We start from the raw sequence: 18,219 nt of genomic DNA on the forward strand, positions 1-18,219 counted from the left end.
TTGGGGTGAGCATATATGCTCACCCCAATTTGTTTTTTCCGGATAAGGCTAAGTTGATGATAATGCTACCGCTGCTCCAGAACCAACTGAATCGGTTGTTTCGGCCGGAGGGTGATCAGGGGCTGTAAGCCTACCGGTTTTGCCGGCGGGGCTTTAAGCGTGAAGCGGCGGGCAAACAGGGCGAGCAGAATCTGCATCTCCATCAGCGCAAACTGATTGCCGATGCACAGCCGCGGACCGGCCCCGAACGGGATGTAGGCAAACGGATGCCGTTCTTTGTCGCGGCCAGGTGCAAACCGGTCCGGATCGAAGCGGTCGGGGTCGGGCCATTGGCCGGGATCGCGGTGCAGCAGATAGGGACTTACCAGCACCGACGTGTTGGCCGGAATGGTGTAGCCCTGAATATGGTCGTCCTGTAAGGCCAGCCGGCTCATGATCCACGCTGGCGGATACAACCGCATCGACTCCTGCACAACCTGACCCGTATAGGGCAGCGCCCGCAGATCATCAACCGTTAAGGGTTGGTTACCGCCCAGAACCTGATCAACTTCTTCGTGCAGTTTTTGCAGCACCTCAGGGTGTTGAGACAGCAGGTAAAGCGTCCAGCCCATAGAGACGGCCGTGGTCTCGTGACCGGCCATAAAAAGCGTCACGCATTCATCCCGCAGCTGCAGGTCCGACATGCGTTCGCCGGTATCGGCATCTTCGGCATGCAGCAGCATGTCCAGTAAATCATCATGCCGTGTGCTGCTATGCCGCCGTGCGTTGATGAATCCGTAAATCAGCTGGTTGACCAGGCGGGTGGCTTTCTTAAACTTCAGGTTATCGGGCGTGGGCACCCACATCGGGAAACGTACCGGAATAATCAGCAGCTTGTTGGCAAGGTAGTTGACCATTTCGAGCGAATACGACAAGTCCTGATTCAACTGCCCTTCGGCGTCGGCTCCGAACAGTGTTTTACAGACAATCCGCATGGTCGTATCCATCAGCGACTGCGAAATGTTTACCGGTCGACTACCCGCGACCGCCGATAGCTGCTCAACCCAGTAATGCCCTTCCTGAATCATGGTGTCAGCCAGGATCGCCAGCTTCCGCCGGTGGAAAGCCGGTTGCGCCAGTCGCCGCTGACGGAGCCAGAAATCGCCGTCGCTGGTCAGCAGGCCTTCGCCCAGAAAGAGTTTCAGGACCTGAAACGCCGGTGAGCGGCCGTAGTTCCGGTGATTTTCCTGCAACACCTGTTTGGCGTCTTCCGGCCGGAATACCAGTTGCTGAATCCGTCCGCCGACACTCAGCCGGACAATATGCCGGCCATCGTCCTGGTCGTACAGGCGGCGGTACATACGCAGGGCTCCCAGCGGGTCGCGGACAAAATCCAGCGAATTGCCCAGCAGCGGCAGGCCGGGATGCGTAGGAATCGGATGGTTGGCAGCGGGTGTAACAGGCGTTTCCATAACTGGCAGAATAAGGTCCGAAGGTACGCATTTTGCGCCGCTTTACAGATGACGCCGGTCTGCTACCGGACAACAGGTTGCCAGAGGTGAACAGCCGGTGAGTCTTTCACCAGAAAGACGTACTGAAAATAATCGGTTGTGACAGTCGGAGCCAGGGTATAGGGCTCAATTTTCGTACCGGTCAGCCCGCCGGTTTTGACAAGGCGTAAGGTCTGGCGATAAGGCGAATCGGGGGCATCCAGCTTGAATAACGTAACGGAAGCAGGGTTGCTGACCGATGTCAGGTCATCGAAATGATCAACTTTAAACACCTTGCCATCGGCATTAAGTGTGCTGACTTCGCAAAGCAGGTCATTGCCTTTCCGCAGAAAAAACGGCAGGTGGTCGCGGTGGACCAGCATTTTGCTGTCTTTAAACATCGTCGCCATGGTAATTACCGTTTGTCCGGCTTTTGCCAGCAGGCCGGAGAACGTCGCCTGTTTGCCCGTGCCCGCCTGTAAAATGTGCGCATACCCCCACAACCCATATAGTTTTTCCTGTTCAAGGTGCAGCTGCTCCGAATAAAACAACGTCATGCGGGCAGCAACCTGGTCGCGGTTCAGCTTATCCGTAGCACAGTTGATCAGTTCGAAAAAAAGCGAGAAGGGCACAGCGTTATTGCCCAACAGCTGCCGGTAATAGTCCGGATTGGCTGCCAGATCCCGCCGGATCGAGGCTGTCAGGGGCAATAATTTACCAAGCGAAAGGCTGTCGCCGGTCAGCAGGGTCCGCAGGCTATCCAGCGCCGGCCGGTTTGTCGGAGTTGTTAGCGATTGGTTGCCGATGTGTTTCAGGAGTGCCACGGCGTACCGGCCTTTGTTCTGAAACCAGTCAACGCCGATAAACCGGATATGATTGGCAGCGGGTTGGGTCTGGTTGTAGGTACGGATCGCCACAATTTTGTCGTAAAACTCCTGATTCCCCCATTGAGATGTACCGGCATTCGTTTGACGACGGAAGTTGTAAAACAACGAGTCGAGCAGGGAGGTCTGTCCGGTTTGCAGGTATTGATTTACCAGATCAGCCTGGGCAAAATCCATTTCGGCGAGGTAGTTGCGGAGGCCGGTACGCTGATTCAGGTGTTTCAGCAGGGTGAGGTCAATCGTTTGCGTGGTGGCATACCCATGTGGTTCGCCAAGCAGAAAGATGCGGTTCTTGTAAAATGCAGCATCAAACTGTGAAAAGCTAAGCGGCTCATCCGGGGCAAATGCAGTCTGGTGCTGACGAAGGTAAGCGGTATAATCCTGTGCGTGCACACGGCTGATCACAGAAAGAATAAGCAGAAAAAGTACGGTCAGAAATCGGTTCGTCGTCATGGAGCGTTTGTGAAAAGGACTGTCACGAAGGTAGGTGCTCCATTTTTAGTAAGCTTAGAAAAGGGGCGTTTGGCCGTTTTTTGGGCCTAAATGCCCCTTTTGGGACGTTTGGCAGGCAAATCAGGGGCCTTTTGCCGGAAAAAACACCTGATTTGCCTGGATGAATCTGTGCTGTTACGAGTTGACAACCTCGCCGCCGTTGACGTGAATCACCTGCCCGGTAAAGTAGGAAGCGTCTTCGGACGCCAGAAACACATAGGCCGGTGCCAGTTCGGCGGGTTGCCCCGCACGGCCGAGCGGCGTGTCCTTTCCGAATTGCTCCACCTCTTCCAGCGTTTTGGTTGATACAATAAGCGGCGTCCAGACCGGCCCCGGTGCTACCCCGTTGACGCGGATATTTCGCTCCACCAGATTCTGGGATAACGACCGCGTAAAGGTTGTAACGGCTCCCTTAGTGGATGCATAGTCGATCAGGTTCTTGCTGCCCCGGTACGACACAACGGACGTGGTGTTGATAATGCAATCGTAGGCCGCCATATGGGGTAGAGCCGCTTTTGTCAGCCGGAACATGGCCAGGATGTTCAGCTCAAAGGTGGCCGCCAGCTGTTCGTCGGTGATGTCGGTAAAGTCGGTTTGTTCAACGTGATTAGCCGCATTGTTGACCAGAATATTGATATGGCCAAACGTGCTGACTACCCGGTTGACTACATCGTTGATAAAGCTCAGGCTATGCAGGTCACCCGCCAGCAACAGGCAGCGCCGCCCCTCGGCTTCGACCAGCTGTTTGGTTTCCTGTGCGTCGGTTTCTTCGCGCGGATGGTACACAATGGCTACATCCGCACCTTCACGGGCAAAGTGGATGGCTACCGCCCGGCCAATGCCGCTGTCACCGCCCGTGATCAGCGCGATTTTACCCTGTAGCTTGTCGGCACCCTGGTAGGTATCCCGGATATAGACAGGGCGCGGGTTCATTTCGTGTTCAAGGCCCGGCTGCGCATCCTGATGCTGCGGCGGGGTATCGAGTTCCATCTGGTTGTTCATAACGTTGATGAGTAGTTAGCCATTAATGATTGTGCCGCCGTTCGGATGCAGGATTTCGCCGGTAATGTACGACGCATCGTCGGAGGCCAGAAAGACATACGCCGGGCCGACTTCGCTTGGCTGGCCGGGGCGCTTCATCGGTACATCTTTACCGAAAACGGCAACCTCTTTCGCCGGAACCGAAGCGGGGTTGAGTGGTGTCCAGATCGGTCCGGGCGCAACGCCGTTGACGCGGATTTTCTTCTCAGCAAGGTTGCTTGACAGAGCACGGGTAAATGACATGATGGCACCCTTGGTCGATGAATAATCGAGTAGGTCGGCGCGGCCCTGGTAAGCGGTTACCGATGTGGTGTTGATGATGCTGTCGCCCTCGTGCAGGTGCGGGATAGCGGCGCGGGTGACTCTGAAAAACGCGTAAATGTTGGTTTCAAACGTTTTTTGCAGCTCATCGTCGCTGATCTGCTCCAGGTCCTGATTCTGGTACTGTACGCCCGCATTATTGACCAGAATATTGAGCTTACCAAACCGCCGGACCGTGTCTTCCACGACTTGCTGACAGAAAACGGAGTTGCGCAGGTCGCCGTTCAGCAGCAGGCACTGCCGCCCTTCGGCTTCGACCAGCCGTTTGGTCTCCTGCGCATCGACTTCTTCGCGCGGGGTGTAGACGATGGCCACATCCGCCCCTTCGCGGGCGAAATGGACTGCTACGGAACGACCGATGCCGCTGTCGCCGCCGGTGATGAGGGCAACTTTGCCGCGTAGCTTACCGGCACCTTTGTACAGGTACCGGATTACCTTTGGTTGCGGGTCGAGTTCGGCCTCGATGCCCGGCTGTTCGGTTTGGTGTTGAGGGGGAATTTTTGTTTCCATAACGTTGCCTATAAGTAATACGGACCGGCCCATTGCCATGGCACCACTCCGTACTACTTAACTACGATAGCAACGCAGGTTGTTTTTTAAATCTACTGAAATGATAGGATTTGGTGCCTGCTCCATCCGCCGGATCACCCGGCTGTTGGCCTATTGCGTCTGATGCGCAAGCCGCTTGTCCGTTAATGTTCTCAGGAAATTTTCCAGGTCGGTTTTTTCCTGTTCCGTTAACTGCATTGGCTTCGCTAAAAGGCTGTCTCTGTTGATGGACGAAGGCACGAATTTGTCCGGCTCATTGTAATAGTCAATCACGTCACGCAGTGTTTTAAACATGCCGTTATGCATGTACGGTGCTGTGAGGGCAATGTTTCTGAGAGGCCCGATCTTGAATTTGCCGAGATCGCTGGCATTGCGGGTGATGGCAGCCCGTCCGCTATCAGCCAACGTTTTGCCGTCAAAAAGCCCTATGTTCCTGAACTCGGTATTGTTAAAGTTCGTACCAAAGTGACACTGAACACATTTTGCCTTGTTGTTGAACAGCTCAAATCCACGTTTAGCGGAGGCACTTACCGCATCTTGCCGGTCATTGATCCGCCAGTCATCAAAAGGAGTTTTGCCCGTTTCCAGTGACCGCTGAAATTCACTGAGGGCGATTGCCAGATTACCCGCCGACGGCTTTTGATTAAAGATCTTCAGAAACAGATTGCGGTAGGCAGCATCATGCGTGAGCCGCGCCACGGCCGAGTCAACCGGCAAGCCCATTTCGTCGGGGTTTGCAATGGGTTTCAGTGCCTGTTCTTCCAGAGTTTCAGCCCGTCCGTCCCAGAAGAAATGCGGTTGCCCCGCCACATTCATCGCCGAGGGCGTGTTGCGTTTGCCCGTCCGTCCGGCAATTCCCGGACTGAGCGCCTTGTTGTCGGCAAAGGCAAACGCAGGTTTGTGGCAGCTGGCACAGCTTATGCGCCTGTCGCCGGATAAAATGGGGTCGAAAAACAACTTTTTCCCTAGGGAAACGGTGTCTTGCGGCACACTACCGTCATAGACAAAGCTCAGGGCCGGATCGGCGGCAGAGGTCCGGCTTTGGTATAGCCACAAGCCGGCCAGTAACGGGGCAAGGAGTAACAGACCTGACTTTTTCATTACCGTTATTGGTTTACCCGTTTTAAGGCTAATCCGTTCAGATCGGCGGCTCTGGGTGCACAGGTGTCCTGAATCATGGCAAACTGCATGCTGTCCGGTGCCACAAAACTGACTTTGTATTCGGCCACATACGCTGCCGAACAGATCGGATCCGACTCACGGAGGGTATCGCCCTGGAACGAGAACTTCCCGGTAGAGAACAGCTTTTCGTCAATGAAATAGTCATGGGTGCCGTCCTGCCGGAAAACGACCAGAACCTTGCTGCCGTTTTTAAAGCTTGTTTTCCACCGGCCATGTATAGTCGGGGTTTCCTGAGTCTGGCCGCAGCCTATGAGGATGAGCAGCAGAAAAAAGTAGATGGGTTTCATAGTAGATAATTGATTCGTTATGCGTGAAACGGACTGATTTCCGGGTGCCGGAATGGTGGCTCAAAACTAGGTATAGGCCCAAAAAAAGGCATTTGCTATTGTTGCAAATGCCTTTTGATTTGTGCCATACGGGTCGTTTATGCCTCAGAATGCCGTTTTGCCGCTTCGCTGGGAGGATAACCGAAGTGCCGGGAGAAGGTAGTTGAGAAATTGGCGGGGTTGGTATAGCCGGTCATGTAGCACACCTCAGCCACCGTGGCTGCATGGTGCTGCAACAGTTCGTGTGCCCGCTGCATGCGGATAAGCCGGATCAGTTCGCCCGGACTCTGATTAATGAGCTGTTTTAATTTCCGGTGCAACTGCGTCCGGCTCAGCGCCATGTCTGCGGCAAGCTGTTCACTGCTGTACTGATCGTCGGCGATATGGGTGTCAATGGCTGCTCTGACCTTTGATAGAAAGACCTGCTCAATAGATGGCAGCTGATCGGCTGCCTCAAGCCAGATCGTAGTTTTTCCGAATTTTTCCCGTAACTGTTTCCTGGTCAGAATCAGGTTATCAATAAGGGCGGTGAGTTCCTGTTTATCAAACGGCTTGGCCAGATAAGCGTCGGCACCGCTGCGTATGCCCCTTACCCGGCTATCCTGATCGCTTTTGGCGGTGAGCATCACAACCGGTATGTGACTGGTGCGCTCATCGGTTTTTACGGTATGGCACACTTCATAACCGTCTTTCTGCGGCATCATCAAATCCGTAATGACCAGCGACGGTATTTTCTCAAAAGCCATCCGGATACCTTCCAGACCATCGGCTGCGGTGATTACCCGATAGCTTCCGGAAAGGGAGAGGGAGATAAAATCCCGCAGGTCAGCGTTATCTTCCGCCAGCAGGATCAGCGGCATGGTCTCATCCTCGTCCGGAAGGTCATTTGCTTCGTCAGCGGTTTGCCGGTCACCGGTGTCGGGACTTTCTTCCGGCATGGCAACCGGACTGTTTTCGGGAGCAGCCACAAGCGGCAACGTAACGGTAAAGACAGTTCCCTTGCCCTCTTCGCTGTCAACGGAAATATGGCCACCGAGGAGTTCGGTAAGCTCTTTGGTAAGGGCGAGGCCAATACCGGCCCCTTCGCGTGTGCGCGTATCGGTAGCGTCTGCCTGGTAAAACCGGTCGAAAATACGGGGCAGTTTTTCCTCCGGAATACCAATGCCCTGATCGCTGACCCGGATTGAAAAGGTTTGGTCGCCGGTCTCCAGGTGTACGGCTATCGTACCTTGCGGGTTCGAAAACTTAATGGCGTTGGCAATCAGGTTCTGCACAATTTTTTCCAGCTTATCCGCGTCGGCCATAACCCACAATACCGGCATAGTGCTGGTAAAGCCGGTGCGGATAGCCTTCTGACTGGTCAGCGAGTGGTATTGCTGCCAGTGTGTACGTAGCCATCTGACCAGTTCCAGCGGCTGATACACGATGTCGGGCTGCCCGTTTTCAAGCCGGCTAAGGTCCAGCAGCTGGTTGATAAGCTGTAACAGCCGCTCGCCGTTCTGAAGGATAAAGCGCGCATGCTGCCGGACCGGCGCAGAGCCCGCTGTTTGCAGCAGCTCTTTGGCGGGATTTATAATAAGGGTCAGCGGCGTTTTGAATTCATGGGTGAGGTTGACAAAAAAGCGCGACTTTACCGCATCCATTTCGCGGAGTTTTTCGGCTTGTGCCCTTACCTGCGCCGTGCGTTCCGCAACGGTTTGTTCGAGCCGTTCGGCCTGGTCCGCAATAAGCCTGTATTTTTCCCGCTGCTGTTCCAGGTTTTGCTCCGCCAGCAGTTGATTTTCGGTGAGCTGCCGGCTGAGGCTTTTGTTGATACCGGCAAAATCCAGCGCAATGTAGACGGAGAACAAGACCGGCATTATCAGCGTTGTGATGGCCATGCCGTTGATAATTGTCTGGTAACTGCTGAACCAGCCCAGAATATTGCCACCCAGCACCGCCGTCAGGATGCCGACAACCAGCATACCGGCCGCAATCAGCCACCGGACCGGGTTGCCCCTGCGGGCGGCCTGGATAACATGCCATATCCCGTCCAGATACGCCAGAATAATAGCTATATTGACAATGATCCAGAATACATTGGCTTCGGCTTCGTACTCATAGGTACCGAACACGATGCTTAAGGTCAGGAACACGGTGCAGATAATGGTAAGTACCTTTACCCGGCCTTTCGGGAGGGTTTCGCTGCTTATGGCATACAGGAGCAGGGCGCCCGTCAATGGGGCGACCGAAAGAACGGAAAGAAACAACTGCTGGGCTACCATTTGTATAAATGGATCAACGGTATCCACGTTCAGGAATTTCAGGTAAAGCCCCAACGCCATATTCGTCACAAACAGGCTGTAGTACAGGTTGATTTTCTGGCCGGGATAAAAGATAAACAGCAGCAGGTGCAGCATCACAAGGGTGAATTGAGCGACCACACTCAACAACAGCTTGTCATTGTCTGATTTGAGGGTGAGGTATTTGGTATTGAGCTGATGCATATCACCCATCCACAGCTGAAACCCAATGAAATCAGGAAAATAGGCATTGTAGTTGCTGAAACGGACGGCCAGTACATGCGGCAGCGTGTCAGTAATGGCAACGGGAAATACCGTGAACGGAGCACGATCCGCCCGCATCGTTTCCCTGGAATGGCCAATCCGGCCGATTGTGCCGATGTGAACGCCGTCCAGGAATAGCTCCGCAGCACCATCCTGATTCAGGTGAATACCCCACGTAGTACAGCCGGCCTGCGTGTCTTTTTTGACTTTAATCCGGAACCAGCCAAAACCAGTCCAGCCCTTTGGCAAGCTATCTCTGCCGAAGTTGGGATGAATGCGCTGCCACTGGCGGTCATCAACAGCCGGATTAGCCCAAAGCGGGTTGTCACCCGTATGGAATAGCCAGGGTTCTTTATGCAGTGCGATCACCCGGACAGAGTCGGTCAACCGTACCGGTGTCTGACCCGCGGCGTACAGTATGGGTACAAGAAAAAGCAGTACGATGATACGTATGCGAAGACTGATCAAAGGCATGCCGGCAACGTCTGGACTTACTGAAGCATCAAGTTATCAGTTTGATGCCGACAATCAAAACCGGATGCATGTAAGGCTCCGTCACAGCCCCAACACCTGCACACCACCTGCCATCACCAGCGTCGCCCCCGTGCCGGTAAAGCCATAGAGCGCCCAGGGGGCCGGTTCGCCGTATTGCCACTGCACAAAGGTGATCAGAAAACCAAGGCCGCACAGCATGGCACCTAAGCCCAGACAAACCATGCCGCGTTTCCGGCAAAGGAGGTAATGCTGCGTTTTCAGGTTTTTTACAATCAGGTTAACCGTATCGGCCGTTGCCGGAAAGCGTTCGGCCAGTAAATGTTCCGTTTCACTGAAGCTGTGACCGGCTTTGCGAAGCAGCAGGGCTTCTTCGTGTAAGGAGTTCAGAGTTATGTCAAGCGGTTCCATATGTAGAAAGGTAAAGAGCGAATGAGCGATAGAGCGGCCGTTACGCTTTGAAAGGGCGAACTATTCAACCTCGCCGGTACTGATCGGTCGGGCTTTTCGCTCTTTCAAGCTATTGCCGCACTGCGGCCACTCTCTCTCTTTAATAATTAACCAAGATAATATATTGATAAATTAATGTCAAGCGCTGCTCTCCATCCTTTGTTCCCTGCCCTCTGCGCCCCGCCCTCTGGCTTATATGCCCGTAAACCGGTACTTTCGTAGTTGTTACGATGAATCTATGGAAACGCCCTTACTCACGAACGGAAAACTGTCAGCACCTGCCTTTACGCTCAATGCGGCAAACCACTACGACGCCATTGTGATTGGCTCGGGCATCAGCGGGGGCTGGGCCGCTAAGGAACTCTGCGAAAAAGGCCTGAAAACGCTCGTTCTGGAGCGGGGGCGCGATGTGCAGCACGTTACGGATTACCCGACGGCAACGCTCAATCCGTGGGATTTTCCGCACCGGAACCGGATGCCGGATGCGTTTGATGAGCAGAACCCGATTGCGACCAAATGCTATGCACTCGATGAAGCCACACAGCATTTTTTTGTCAAGGATGCCGATCAGCCGTACATTCAGGAAAAGCCGTTTGACTGGATCCGTGGCTATCAGGTGGGTGGTAAGTCGTTGTTATGGGCGCGGCAGACCCAGCGCTGGAGCCGTTATGAGTTCGAAAACCCGGCCCGCGACGGCTACGGTGACTGGCCGATCCGGTACGAAGACCTGGCGCCCTGGTATAGCCATGTCGAAAAGTTTGTGGGCATCAGCGGTAACCGCGATGGTCTGGAAACGCTGCCCGACGGCGAGTTTCTGAAGCCCTGGGAAATGAACTGTGTGGAGAAACACATGCAGCGTGAATTGCAGAAGCATTACAAGGACCGCTATGCCATCATTGGCCGGTGTGCGCACCTGACAGCACCCAAACCGGTGCATCTGGAGCAGGGCCGGGCACAGTGCCAGGCACGGCATCTGTGCTATCGCGGGTGTCCGTATGGCGGCTATTTCAGCAGTAATTCCAGTACGTTGCCGTGGGCAGCGAAGACGAAAAACCTCACATTACGGCCGTTTTCCGTTGTGCATTCCATCATTTACGACGATGCCAAAGGCAAGGCAACCGGTGTACGGGTGATTGACGCTAATACCAAAGCAGTTACCGAATACTTCGCCCGTGTCATTTTTGTAAACGCGGCCTGCCTGAACACCAATCTTATTCTATTGAATTCGACCTCCCGCCGCTTCCCCGACGGATTCGGCAACGACAGCGGGGTGTTAGGCCGGTACATTGGTTTTCACAACTACCGCGGCAATGCCGTGGCGGATTTCGACGGCTACCCGGATGGGTATTTCTATGGTCGCCGGCCAACGTCGGTGTTCATGCCTAACTTCCGGAACATCCATAAGCAGGATGCTGATTTTATGGGTAGCTACATGTCGTATTATGGAGCGAGCCGGGCAGGCTGGGGGCAGGGGTATGGTAAAGAAGGGTTCGGGGCTGATTTTAAGGACAGTATCACCAGGCCGGGCGCGTGGAGTGTGTTCATGGGGATGCAGGGCGAAACCATCCCGAAAAAGACCAACCACGTCCGGCTGAGCAAAGAACTCGATCCGTTCGGGCTGCCGCAGCTGATCACGTCGATTGATTACGACGATAACGACATCCGGCAGATGAAGGATTTTATGACGCAGGCGGCCGAAATGCTCGAGAAAACAGGGTGCAAAAATATCCGTACCTACGACGATCACCGGAATCCGGGGCTGGATATTCACGAAATGGGTGGCGTCCGGATGGGTCGTGACCCGAAAACGTCATTGCTTAATAAGTGGAATCAGTTTCATACGGCGCCGAATGTTTTCGTGACCGACGGCGCGGGCATGGCGACCATGGGCAACCAGAATCCGTCGATCACGTTTATGGCGCTGGCTGCCCGTGCCGCTAACTACGCCGTGGCCGAAATGAAGCGGAAGAATTTGTAACGTAATAAAACAATGCACATTTATCACATCACGACTGCCGCCTGGTGGGAAACGTTTGCCGGCAAAACGCACTACCAAAGCCCGACTTTTGATCAGGAAACCTTTATCCATCTCAGTAAACCCGACCAGGTGGCCGGTGTGCTGGAACGCTACTATGCCGGTCAGACGGGTTTGCTGAAACTGCACATTGATCCGGATAAGCTGACCGCCCCGCTCATCTATGAACCCTCCACCAACCAGGAGCTGTTTCCGCATCTGTACGGCCCGCTGAACAAAGACGCTATCGACCGGATTGAGGCACTGTGAACGATTTTGGCGGATGAGCAGTTGTCTGAAAACGACAAAAAGCAGTACCCCTCATGTCAACAACCCATCATCCGGTAAAAGAAGCGCTCTATCAGCAGTGTCAGCAGTATGTCCGGCAGCGGATCGATACGGCCCGCTCGGCCATGGAAGCGGCTCAGGAATCGGCTAACGAAGAATCCAAAAGCAGTGCAGGCGACAAATACGAAACGGGGAGAGCGATGGCCCAGATCGAGCGTGACCGCCACGCGCAGCTGCTGGCCGAAGCCCTGAAACTGGAACAGGACCTGCATCAGCTTGACATTGATAAGCCATCGGCGGTGGTGCGGGCGGGTAGCCTGGTCACTACCAATCGCGGCCGCTTTTTCATTGCCATCAGCGTTGGTAAACTGGTGATAAATGGTGTGGATTATTTTGTCGTGTCGCCGGCATCACCAATCGGAGCGTTGCTGGTCGGCCATAGTGCGGGCGATAGCGTAACGTTTAACAAAATGGTTTACCAGCTTCAGGAAGTGGCGTAACGCCCTGTTGTCCCCCGAATCAGAGGCGGGCTTACTTCTGCGCCGTCTGGTCATCCTCCTTTAGATCAGCCAGCTTGCTGCACGTAACCGTCAGGTTCATGGCCGTGGTCATCCCGGTAAATTTCTTCCATTTGTCCTGGCTGCCGTATTTGTAGTAATGCGTGGCGAAGGCCGGTATCTGAATCGGAATGCCTAAAAATGTACCTTTTTCGCTATTGTCGATCCACTGAATGGCGACAATGACGTTTTCCTGCGCGACAATGTTGTAGGGCGTCAAATCGACTTCAACCCACTTTTTGCCTTTTCCGGTCACCGGCACATAAATGTTCTGATCGATGAGCGGGCGGAGATCACCGGCGTCATACACATTCACACGGAAGGTGACCGACTCAAAATTCGACATGATGTAGAACCGGTACTTTTCTAACCGGCAAGCACCTTTGGGTGTATTAAACACGCGGCCTATTTCGGCCCCCAGGTTCTGGCGGGGCTTCTGGCTGATCGCAAAGTTGGTGTGTTTGCTGGTCTCGACTTTTTCACTGCCTATGGTTTTTACTTTCGTGTCACGGCTCGAAATCCGGACTTCATTCAGAAGTTGTGCCTGTTCGTCCATGATCAGCGGCTGGTTCAGCGTCAGGCGCTGGTACAGGTCCGCAACCGTCAGGCTGATCGACCGGTAGCCGAGGATACTGAACCGGACCGAATCCTGCGGGTTTACCTTATCGTTCAGGTAAAGCGTAAATGCGCCCTTGTCATCGGCCACGGTTCCGACCGGCGTGTTGATAATGCCGATGCTGACGTAGGCAAGCGGCTGCTGGCTGCGGTCGGTCAGACGACCCGATACACTACGGATTGGTGTGGTCTGACCAACGGCGAAAAAAGTGGAAAAAATATACGCGAAAAAGGCGATGAGGGAGAATTTCAGGAGGCTCATGGCGATACGGGTTTAGCGTTTTTTTGGCCGGTTTTGTCTGTCACCGACCATGCAAACGTACACCGGAGCGGGAGCACTGTGCAAGCCGCTTGGGCTGAGATACGGGCTTTAGCGGCTCAAATACGGGCAATTACGGCGGTTTACACCCTGAAATGCCCGCAAACTTGCCTGAAATACGGGTAGCTTTTACCTTTGAAGTATGACCGGACATCCATCCCTTCACCTGACCTTTCGCATCAAACGGCAATGGCGTGCTTTTTTGCTCACTACCCTGGTGGGTATTGTGCTGTATCAGGTCATGACGTTGCAGCGGGGAGACGGGGGCGAGTTCGGCCCGCTGACTCGGGGCAATGTGCTGCATTACCTGAAAATGCTTTTCGGCTATTATTATCTCTTTGAGCTGATTTCGGTATTCATCTTTGTGCGGCTGGCCATTTTGTTTGTACGCCTGACCCAGCCGGGGCCGCTGGTACTTTCCGGTCCGTCGGTTATCTGGTATGAGCTGAAGTTCCTGCTTTTTATCTGCCTCTCCATTCCGGTCTTCGGGCCGGTTACCAATACGCTGCGCTATCTGGCCATTTTTTATCCGGATTATGCCTGGAACGCCTGGTTTCCGGAGTATGTATTTACCGGCCGGATGTTCGTCAATTACTTTCTGCCGTTTCTGGTTTTCGGCTATGGCTTTCTGAATCTGAACCTGTTTCTGGATTATAACGACTGGCAAAAACAACGGTTTGCTCAGCCGCACACACCGGAGCGTGGTGCCTTACCGATACCGGAACAAAAACCTGAAACCATTTATCTGACCCAGCTGGAAGCGTCTGACGAAGAAGGGGAAACGTTGCTGGCTGTGGGGGATGTGCTGTATGTCGAGGTTGAGCAAAAGGCGTATTACGCCTACACATCCGGAAGGACATATGCCATCCGGAAAACGCTGACTGAGCTCGAAGCCGGACTGAACCCGCAGCAGTTTTACCGCATCAACCGGTCAGTCATTGCCAACGTCCGGTTTGTGAAAAACTATTCGTACTGGGAAAACGATAAGTACATTGTCCGGATGACCGACAACAAAACCGAGTTCATCATGCAGCGTACCCGGCTGAAAGGGCTCAAGGAGCGGCTGGGTACTGCGTAAGCCGGCTTATTTTCTCTTTTTCCGGTGGCCGAACAGCCACGACATGAAGTCGGGTTCGGCGAAGGCGTTGTCCCAGCTGTTGTGCTGTACGTCAAGGTATTCGGAGTACTGCACATCGGCCCCGAGCGACTGTAATTTGGCCACCATCTCCCGCGAATGCCGCGGAGCGACCACATTATCCTTATCGCCGTGGAAAACCCAGACCGGCACCCGTTTGGCGAACTTTTCGCAGTAGGTGGTATCGCCCCCGCCGCAAACAGGCGCAGCGGCCGCAAACACTTTCGGGTAGCGGGCAATCAGCTCGAAGGTGCCCATGCCGCCCATCGACAGGCCGGTAATGTAGAGCCGCGATTTATCAATCCGTTTATCGCGGGCCAGCTTCTTCACCAGCGAACGGACGGCCTTCAGCGGCCAGGTCATCGGGCGGTGATAGTCGAACTGTAGATCCAGCGGCGATTTGTTGCGGTCAATTTTTACCGACGACCAGTAACTGTCGGTCGGGCACTGCGGAAAAATAACGACCGCCGGAAAGTCAGTCCGGTTGCGCTCCTGCAAAAACAGCTTTCCGCCGTGCGTCAGTTGCTTTTCATTGTCACTGCCGCGCTCACCGGCCCCGTGCAGCACTACCACCAGCGGGTATTTCTGCTTTTGTTTTCCCGATGCTTCGGCGTAGCCCTTAGGATAGAGAATACGGTATGGGAGTTCATGACCACCCTTTGCCTTAAAAGCGGCTTTCTCATAGGCGTCAAACGACTGGGCATATCCGGAAAATGTCGTGAACCAGACCAGTAAGCAGAGGAGCAGGGCAGCAGGGGTTTTCATAAGCCGGTAAAACGTCAGTTGATTTTGTTACAATACTACAAGGATTTCAGCTTTGCCATTGCTTCCACCGGATAAAATGAGCGTGTACACTATTGCGCAGATTTTGCATATTAAGAGCAAAATTTGCTGTTTCTTTGTAGTGAAACCCATTCTTTTCCGTTAATCGCAGCTATCCGGCTGCACGATGTTTTACAACACATGACTAAATTTTTCTTTTCGCTGGCACTTCTGGTAGTGAGCCTCCAGGTAGTTGCACAGCAAAAAAACGACAAAAAAACCTCGGGTAATCCGATCTTCCCTGGTTGGTATGCTGATCCGGAAGGCGTCATTTTCGACAAAAAATACTGGGTTTATCCAACCTATTCGGCTCCGTATAACCAGCAGGTGTTTATGGATGCGTTCTCGTCGCCGGATCTGATCACGTGGACGAAACACAGCCGGATCGTTGATACAACCTCAATCAAGTGGGCGCGCCGGGCCATGTGGGCACCGGCTATCGTTCAGAAAGGTAAAAAATACTACCTGTTTTTTGCCGCCAATGATATTCAGAGCGACAAGGAGTCAGGTGGTATCGGCGTGGCAGTCGCCGACAATCCGGCCGGGCCGTTCAAGGATTTACTGGGCAAACCACTGATCGACAAATTCCACAACGGTGCGCAGCCGATTGACCAGTTTGTGTTTAAGGATAAAGACGGTCAGTATTACATGCTGTATGGTGGCTGGCGGCATTGCAACATTGTCCGGCTGAAAGATGATTTCACCGGTACCTTGCCGTTTCCTGACGGGACAACCTACCGCGAGATCACACCCAAAGGCTATGTAGAAGGACCGTTCATGTTCATGCGCAACAATAAGTATTACTTCATGTGGTCGGAAGGCGGCTGGACGGGCCCGAATTATTCGGTTGCCTATGCCGTTTCGGACTCGCCGTTCGGGCCGTTTGAACGGGTGGGTAAAATTCTGGAGCAGGATCCGGCAGTAGCCAGAGGTGCCGGTCACCATTCGGTAATTCAGGTGCCGGGCAAAGACGAATGGTACATCGTCTATCACCGCCGTCCCTTGTCGGAAACCGACGGCAACCACCGCGAAACCTGCATCGACCGCATGGAATTCGACGAAAAAGGAGGTATCAAACCGGTAAAAATTACGTTTGAAGGCGTTCCGCCGCGCAAACTGCCGTAATACGCATCAGCAACCCATATCATAAAAAACGGCCACGGCATACTGCCATGGCCGTTTTTTTATGGGAATGACCACCGGATCAGCGGCTCCGTCGCAGGTAGACATTATTGCTGATTGACTCCAGATGAACGTCCGCCCCGCCGCCATTCACGGTGCCTTTCAGTAAGTACCCGACGATCGGATGTTTGTCTTTTTTACCGGTAAACGCTATGTCAAGATCAGTGTACACCTCACCGGTAATGGTCTTCATGGCCAGATTGGCTCCCTGCTTTCCCGGCCAGCTGAAATCGACAAACCCGCTGATCGATTTGGCAAAGACCGGGGCGCCGCTTGACCCCTGAATGTCGATATTGCCGCTTATGGTTTCAATTTTGAGCTGTGCCTGCTTCGGCAGGTAAACCACGTAATCGATGTTGCTGCACACAAAGTAGGTCTGGCCGTTTGAGTTTGTACTCCAGCCGTGTTTACTGTCGGGGCAATCTTCCGCTTTGCCGTTTTTCAGCATGTCCTTGTCAAAGTCGGTTTTAAGGCCAACCTCGCCGGAGGTGGTAGTTGTACTGACCAGCAATGCGTCGTTCAGGCGGTTGCTGTTGATGTTGACCGAGATTTTGACCGATACCTGGTCGCTGTCCCAGTAACGGACGACAATGCTGTCGGCAAACCGCAGGTTCAGGTTGACCAGCTGCCCGTTTGAATAGGGCAGCTTTTTTTCGATGACCTTCTGCGCATACAGCGGGTTGATACCAACGAGCAAGAGGAGAATAAGGAAAAGGTGCGTTTTCATGGGGTTGAGCAGGAGGGGTTATTTCTGTTTCCGGACGTAGATGTTGCTGCTGATGGTCTTCAACTGTACTTCGACCCCGCCACCGTTGATGGTGCCGTTGATGTTATTGCCGCCGGCTACTTTCGGTAAGCCGTCTTTCCCGCTGTTTTTCATACCCAGATCGAAGTCTGTATACATTTCCCCGTTGATTGAGCGCAGTTTCAGGTTGCTTTTGGTGTTCGAGGGCAGCGTCACGTCAATTTCTCCGCTGATTGTCGACAGGGCCGACGGCTTTTCCTGATTCAGGGCCGAATAAACAACCCGGATTTCACCACTCGTACTGTTGGCTACTACCGGCCCCGTTACGTTATTGAGCTCAATGTCGCCGTTTTTCGTCTTGATTTCCAGATCACCGTCGAAGTTGTTGACAGTGATATTGCTGCCGCCCATCCAGCTCATTTGTTCGTACATCACCGCCGCCTTTTTAGGAATCCGGATGGTGATCGCCTGTGAACTCCGCGAGGCTTTCTCAATTTTCAGGTTCCCGTTCTCCTGCGTGACGGCCAGCCCCAGCCCCGTATTGTCGACGGCGGAGTTATACAGCGGTTTCAACCCTTTGGCGCGTTCCGGCGGTGCGTCGGTTTTCCCGCCGGCGATAATGATATCATCACCGGTATGGCCCTCGATTTTTACATTGCTGTTATCCATCTCAATCAGGACTTTCTGATCCTTACCCAGTTTCACTTTATAATCCTGGGCCACAAGAGTTCCTGTACACCACAGCAGTGCGGCGCTCATCAGCATTAGCTTTTTCATTAGTTTTTGTATT

Annotated in this window: 17 protein-coding genes; 5 read left to right on the top strand and 12 right to left on the bottom strand. The window is 53.6% G+C overall.

The window, feature by feature from the left end; genetic code table 11:
* Positions 1–65 precede the first annotated feature (65 nt).
* The 8 genes from AC23NW_RS08005 to AC23NW_RS08040 form a co-directional block, all read right to left on the bottom strand.
* Positions 66–1,451 carry a cytochrome P450 gene (locus AC23NW_RS08005; RefSeq protein ID WP_487448767.1) on the bottom strand — a complete coding sequence of 462 codons (1,386 nt, stop codon included), beginning with the start codon at positions 1,449–1,451 and terminating at the stop codon, positions 66–68.
* Between the two features lie 62 nt (positions 1,452–1,513).
* Positions 1,514–2,806, bottom strand: a complete 1,293-nt coding sequence (locus AC23NW_RS08010; RefSeq protein ID WP_487448769.1) for an erythromycin esterase family protein — start codon at positions 2,804–2,806, stop codon at positions 1,514–1,516.
* A gap of 174 nt (positions 2,807–2,980) precedes the next feature.
* Positions 2,981–3,847, bottom strand: a complete 867-nt coding sequence (locus AC23NW_RS08015; protein ID WP_487448770.1) for an SDR family oxidoreductase — start codon at positions 3,845–3,847, stop codon at positions 2,981–2,983.
* Positions 3,848–3,862: 15 nt separating this feature from the next.
* Positions 3,863–4,717, bottom strand: a complete 855-nt coding sequence (locus tag AC23NW_RS08020; protein WP_293840269.1) for an SDR family oxidoreductase — start codon at positions 4,715–4,717, stop codon at positions 3,863–3,865.
* Positions 4,718–4,867: 150 nt separating this feature from the next.
* Positions 4,868–5,857 (bottom strand): cytochrome-c peroxidase, encoded by a 990-nt coding sequence (locus tag AC23NW_RS08025; RefSeq protein WP_487448772.1) that lies wholly within the window; start codon positions 5,855–5,857, stop codon positions 4,868–4,870.
* Positions 5,858–5,862: 5 nt separating this feature from the next.
* Positions 5,863–6,225: a hypothetical protein gene (locus AC23NW_RS08030; RefSeq protein ID WP_487448773.1), complete on the bottom strand. Its 363-nt coding sequence runs from the start codon at positions 6,223–6,225 to the stop codon at positions 5,863–5,865.
* A gap of 137 nt (positions 6,226–6,362) precedes the next feature.
* Positions 6,363–9,197: an ATP-binding protein gene (locus AC23NW_RS08035; RefSeq protein ID WP_487448775.1), complete on the bottom strand. Its 2,835-nt coding sequence runs from the start codon at positions 9,195–9,197 to the stop codon at positions 6,363–6,365.
* A gap of 168 nt (positions 9,198–9,365) precedes the next feature.
* Positions 9,366–9,713: a hypothetical protein gene (locus AC23NW_RS08040; RefSeq protein WP_487448776.1), complete on the bottom strand. Its 348-nt coding sequence runs from the start codon at positions 9,711–9,713 to the stop codon at positions 9,366–9,368.
* A 277-nt stretch (positions 9,714–9,990) separates the two neighbouring features.
* On the opposite strand from AC23NW_RS08040, the gene AC23NW_RS08045 reads away from it, so the two are divergent.
* The 3 genes from AC23NW_RS08045 to AC23NW_RS08055 are packed head-to-tail and all read left to right on the top strand — an operon-like array spanning position 9,991 to position 12,554.
* A complete protein-coding gene (locus tag AC23NW_RS08045) occupies positions 9,991–11,730 on the top strand; it encodes a GMC oxidoreductase (RefSeq protein WP_487448778.1) in 1,740 nt (579 codons plus the stop codon).
* A gap of 12 nt (positions 11,731–11,742) precedes the next feature.
* Complete coding sequence (locus AC23NW_RS08050; RefSeq protein ID WP_487448779.1) at positions 11,743–12,036, top strand: DUF952 domain-containing protein; 294 nt, start codon at positions 11,743–11,745, stop codon at positions 12,034–12,036.
* A 53-nt stretch (positions 12,037–12,089) separates the two neighbouring features.
* Positions 12,090–12,554, top strand: coding sequence for a 3-oxoacyl-ACP synthase (locus AC23NW_RS08055; protein WP_487448780.1), 465 nt, complete (start codon positions 12,090–12,092; stop codon positions 12,552–12,554).
* A 31-nt stretch (positions 12,555–12,585) separates the two neighbouring features.
* Here the strand turns inward: AC23NW_RS08055 and AC23NW_RS08060 are convergent, their stop codons facing one another.
* Positions 12,586–13,488: a carboxypeptidase-like regulatory domain-containing protein gene (locus AC23NW_RS08060; RefSeq protein ID WP_487448782.1), complete on the bottom strand. Its 903-nt coding sequence runs from the start codon at positions 13,486–13,488 to the stop codon at positions 12,586–12,588.
* Positions 13,489–13,687: 199 nt separating this feature from the next.
* Here AC23NW_RS08060 and AC23NW_RS08065 point away from each other — a divergent pair, with 199 nt between their 5' ends.
* Positions 13,688–14,623 (top strand): LytTR family DNA-binding domain-containing protein, encoded by a 936-nt coding sequence (locus tag AC23NW_RS08065; protein WP_487448784.1) that lies wholly within the window; start codon positions 13,688–13,690, stop codon positions 14,621–14,623.
* Positions 14,624–14,629: 6 nt separating this feature from the next.
* On the opposite strand, the gene AC23NW_RS08070 is transcribed toward AC23NW_RS08065, so the two are convergent.
* Entirely contained in the window at positions 14,630–15,445 is an 816-nt protein-coding gene (locus tag AC23NW_RS08070) for a carboxylesterase family protein (RefSeq protein ID WP_487448786.1), read from the bottom strand.
* 198 nt (positions 15,446–15,643) lie between these two features.
* Between AC23NW_RS08070 and AC23NW_RS08075 the strand changes: the two genes are divergently transcribed.
* Entirely contained in the window at positions 15,644–16,627 is a 984-nt protein-coding gene (locus tag AC23NW_RS08075; RefSeq protein ID WP_487448788.1) for a glycoside hydrolase family 43 protein, read from the top strand.
* 79 nt (positions 16,628–16,706) lie between these two features.
* Here the strand turns inward: AC23NW_RS08075 and AC23NW_RS08080 are convergent, their stop codons facing one another.
* Positions 16,707–17,411 carry a DUF4097 family beta strand repeat-containing protein gene (locus tag AC23NW_RS08080; protein ID WP_487448790.1) on the bottom strand — a complete coding sequence of 235 codons (705 nt, stop codon included), beginning with the start codon at positions 17,409–17,411 and terminating at the stop codon, positions 16,707–16,709.
* A gap of 18 nt (positions 17,412–17,429) precedes the next feature.
* Positions 17,430–18,206, bottom strand: coding sequence for a DUF4097 family beta strand repeat-containing protein (locus AC23NW_RS08085; RefSeq protein WP_293843851.1), 777 nt, complete (start codon positions 18,204–18,206; stop codon positions 17,430–17,432).
* Positions 18,207–18,219: the final 13 nt, after the last annotated feature.

It is taken from the genome of Arsenicibacter sp. R0_47 (assembly GCF_057652235.1).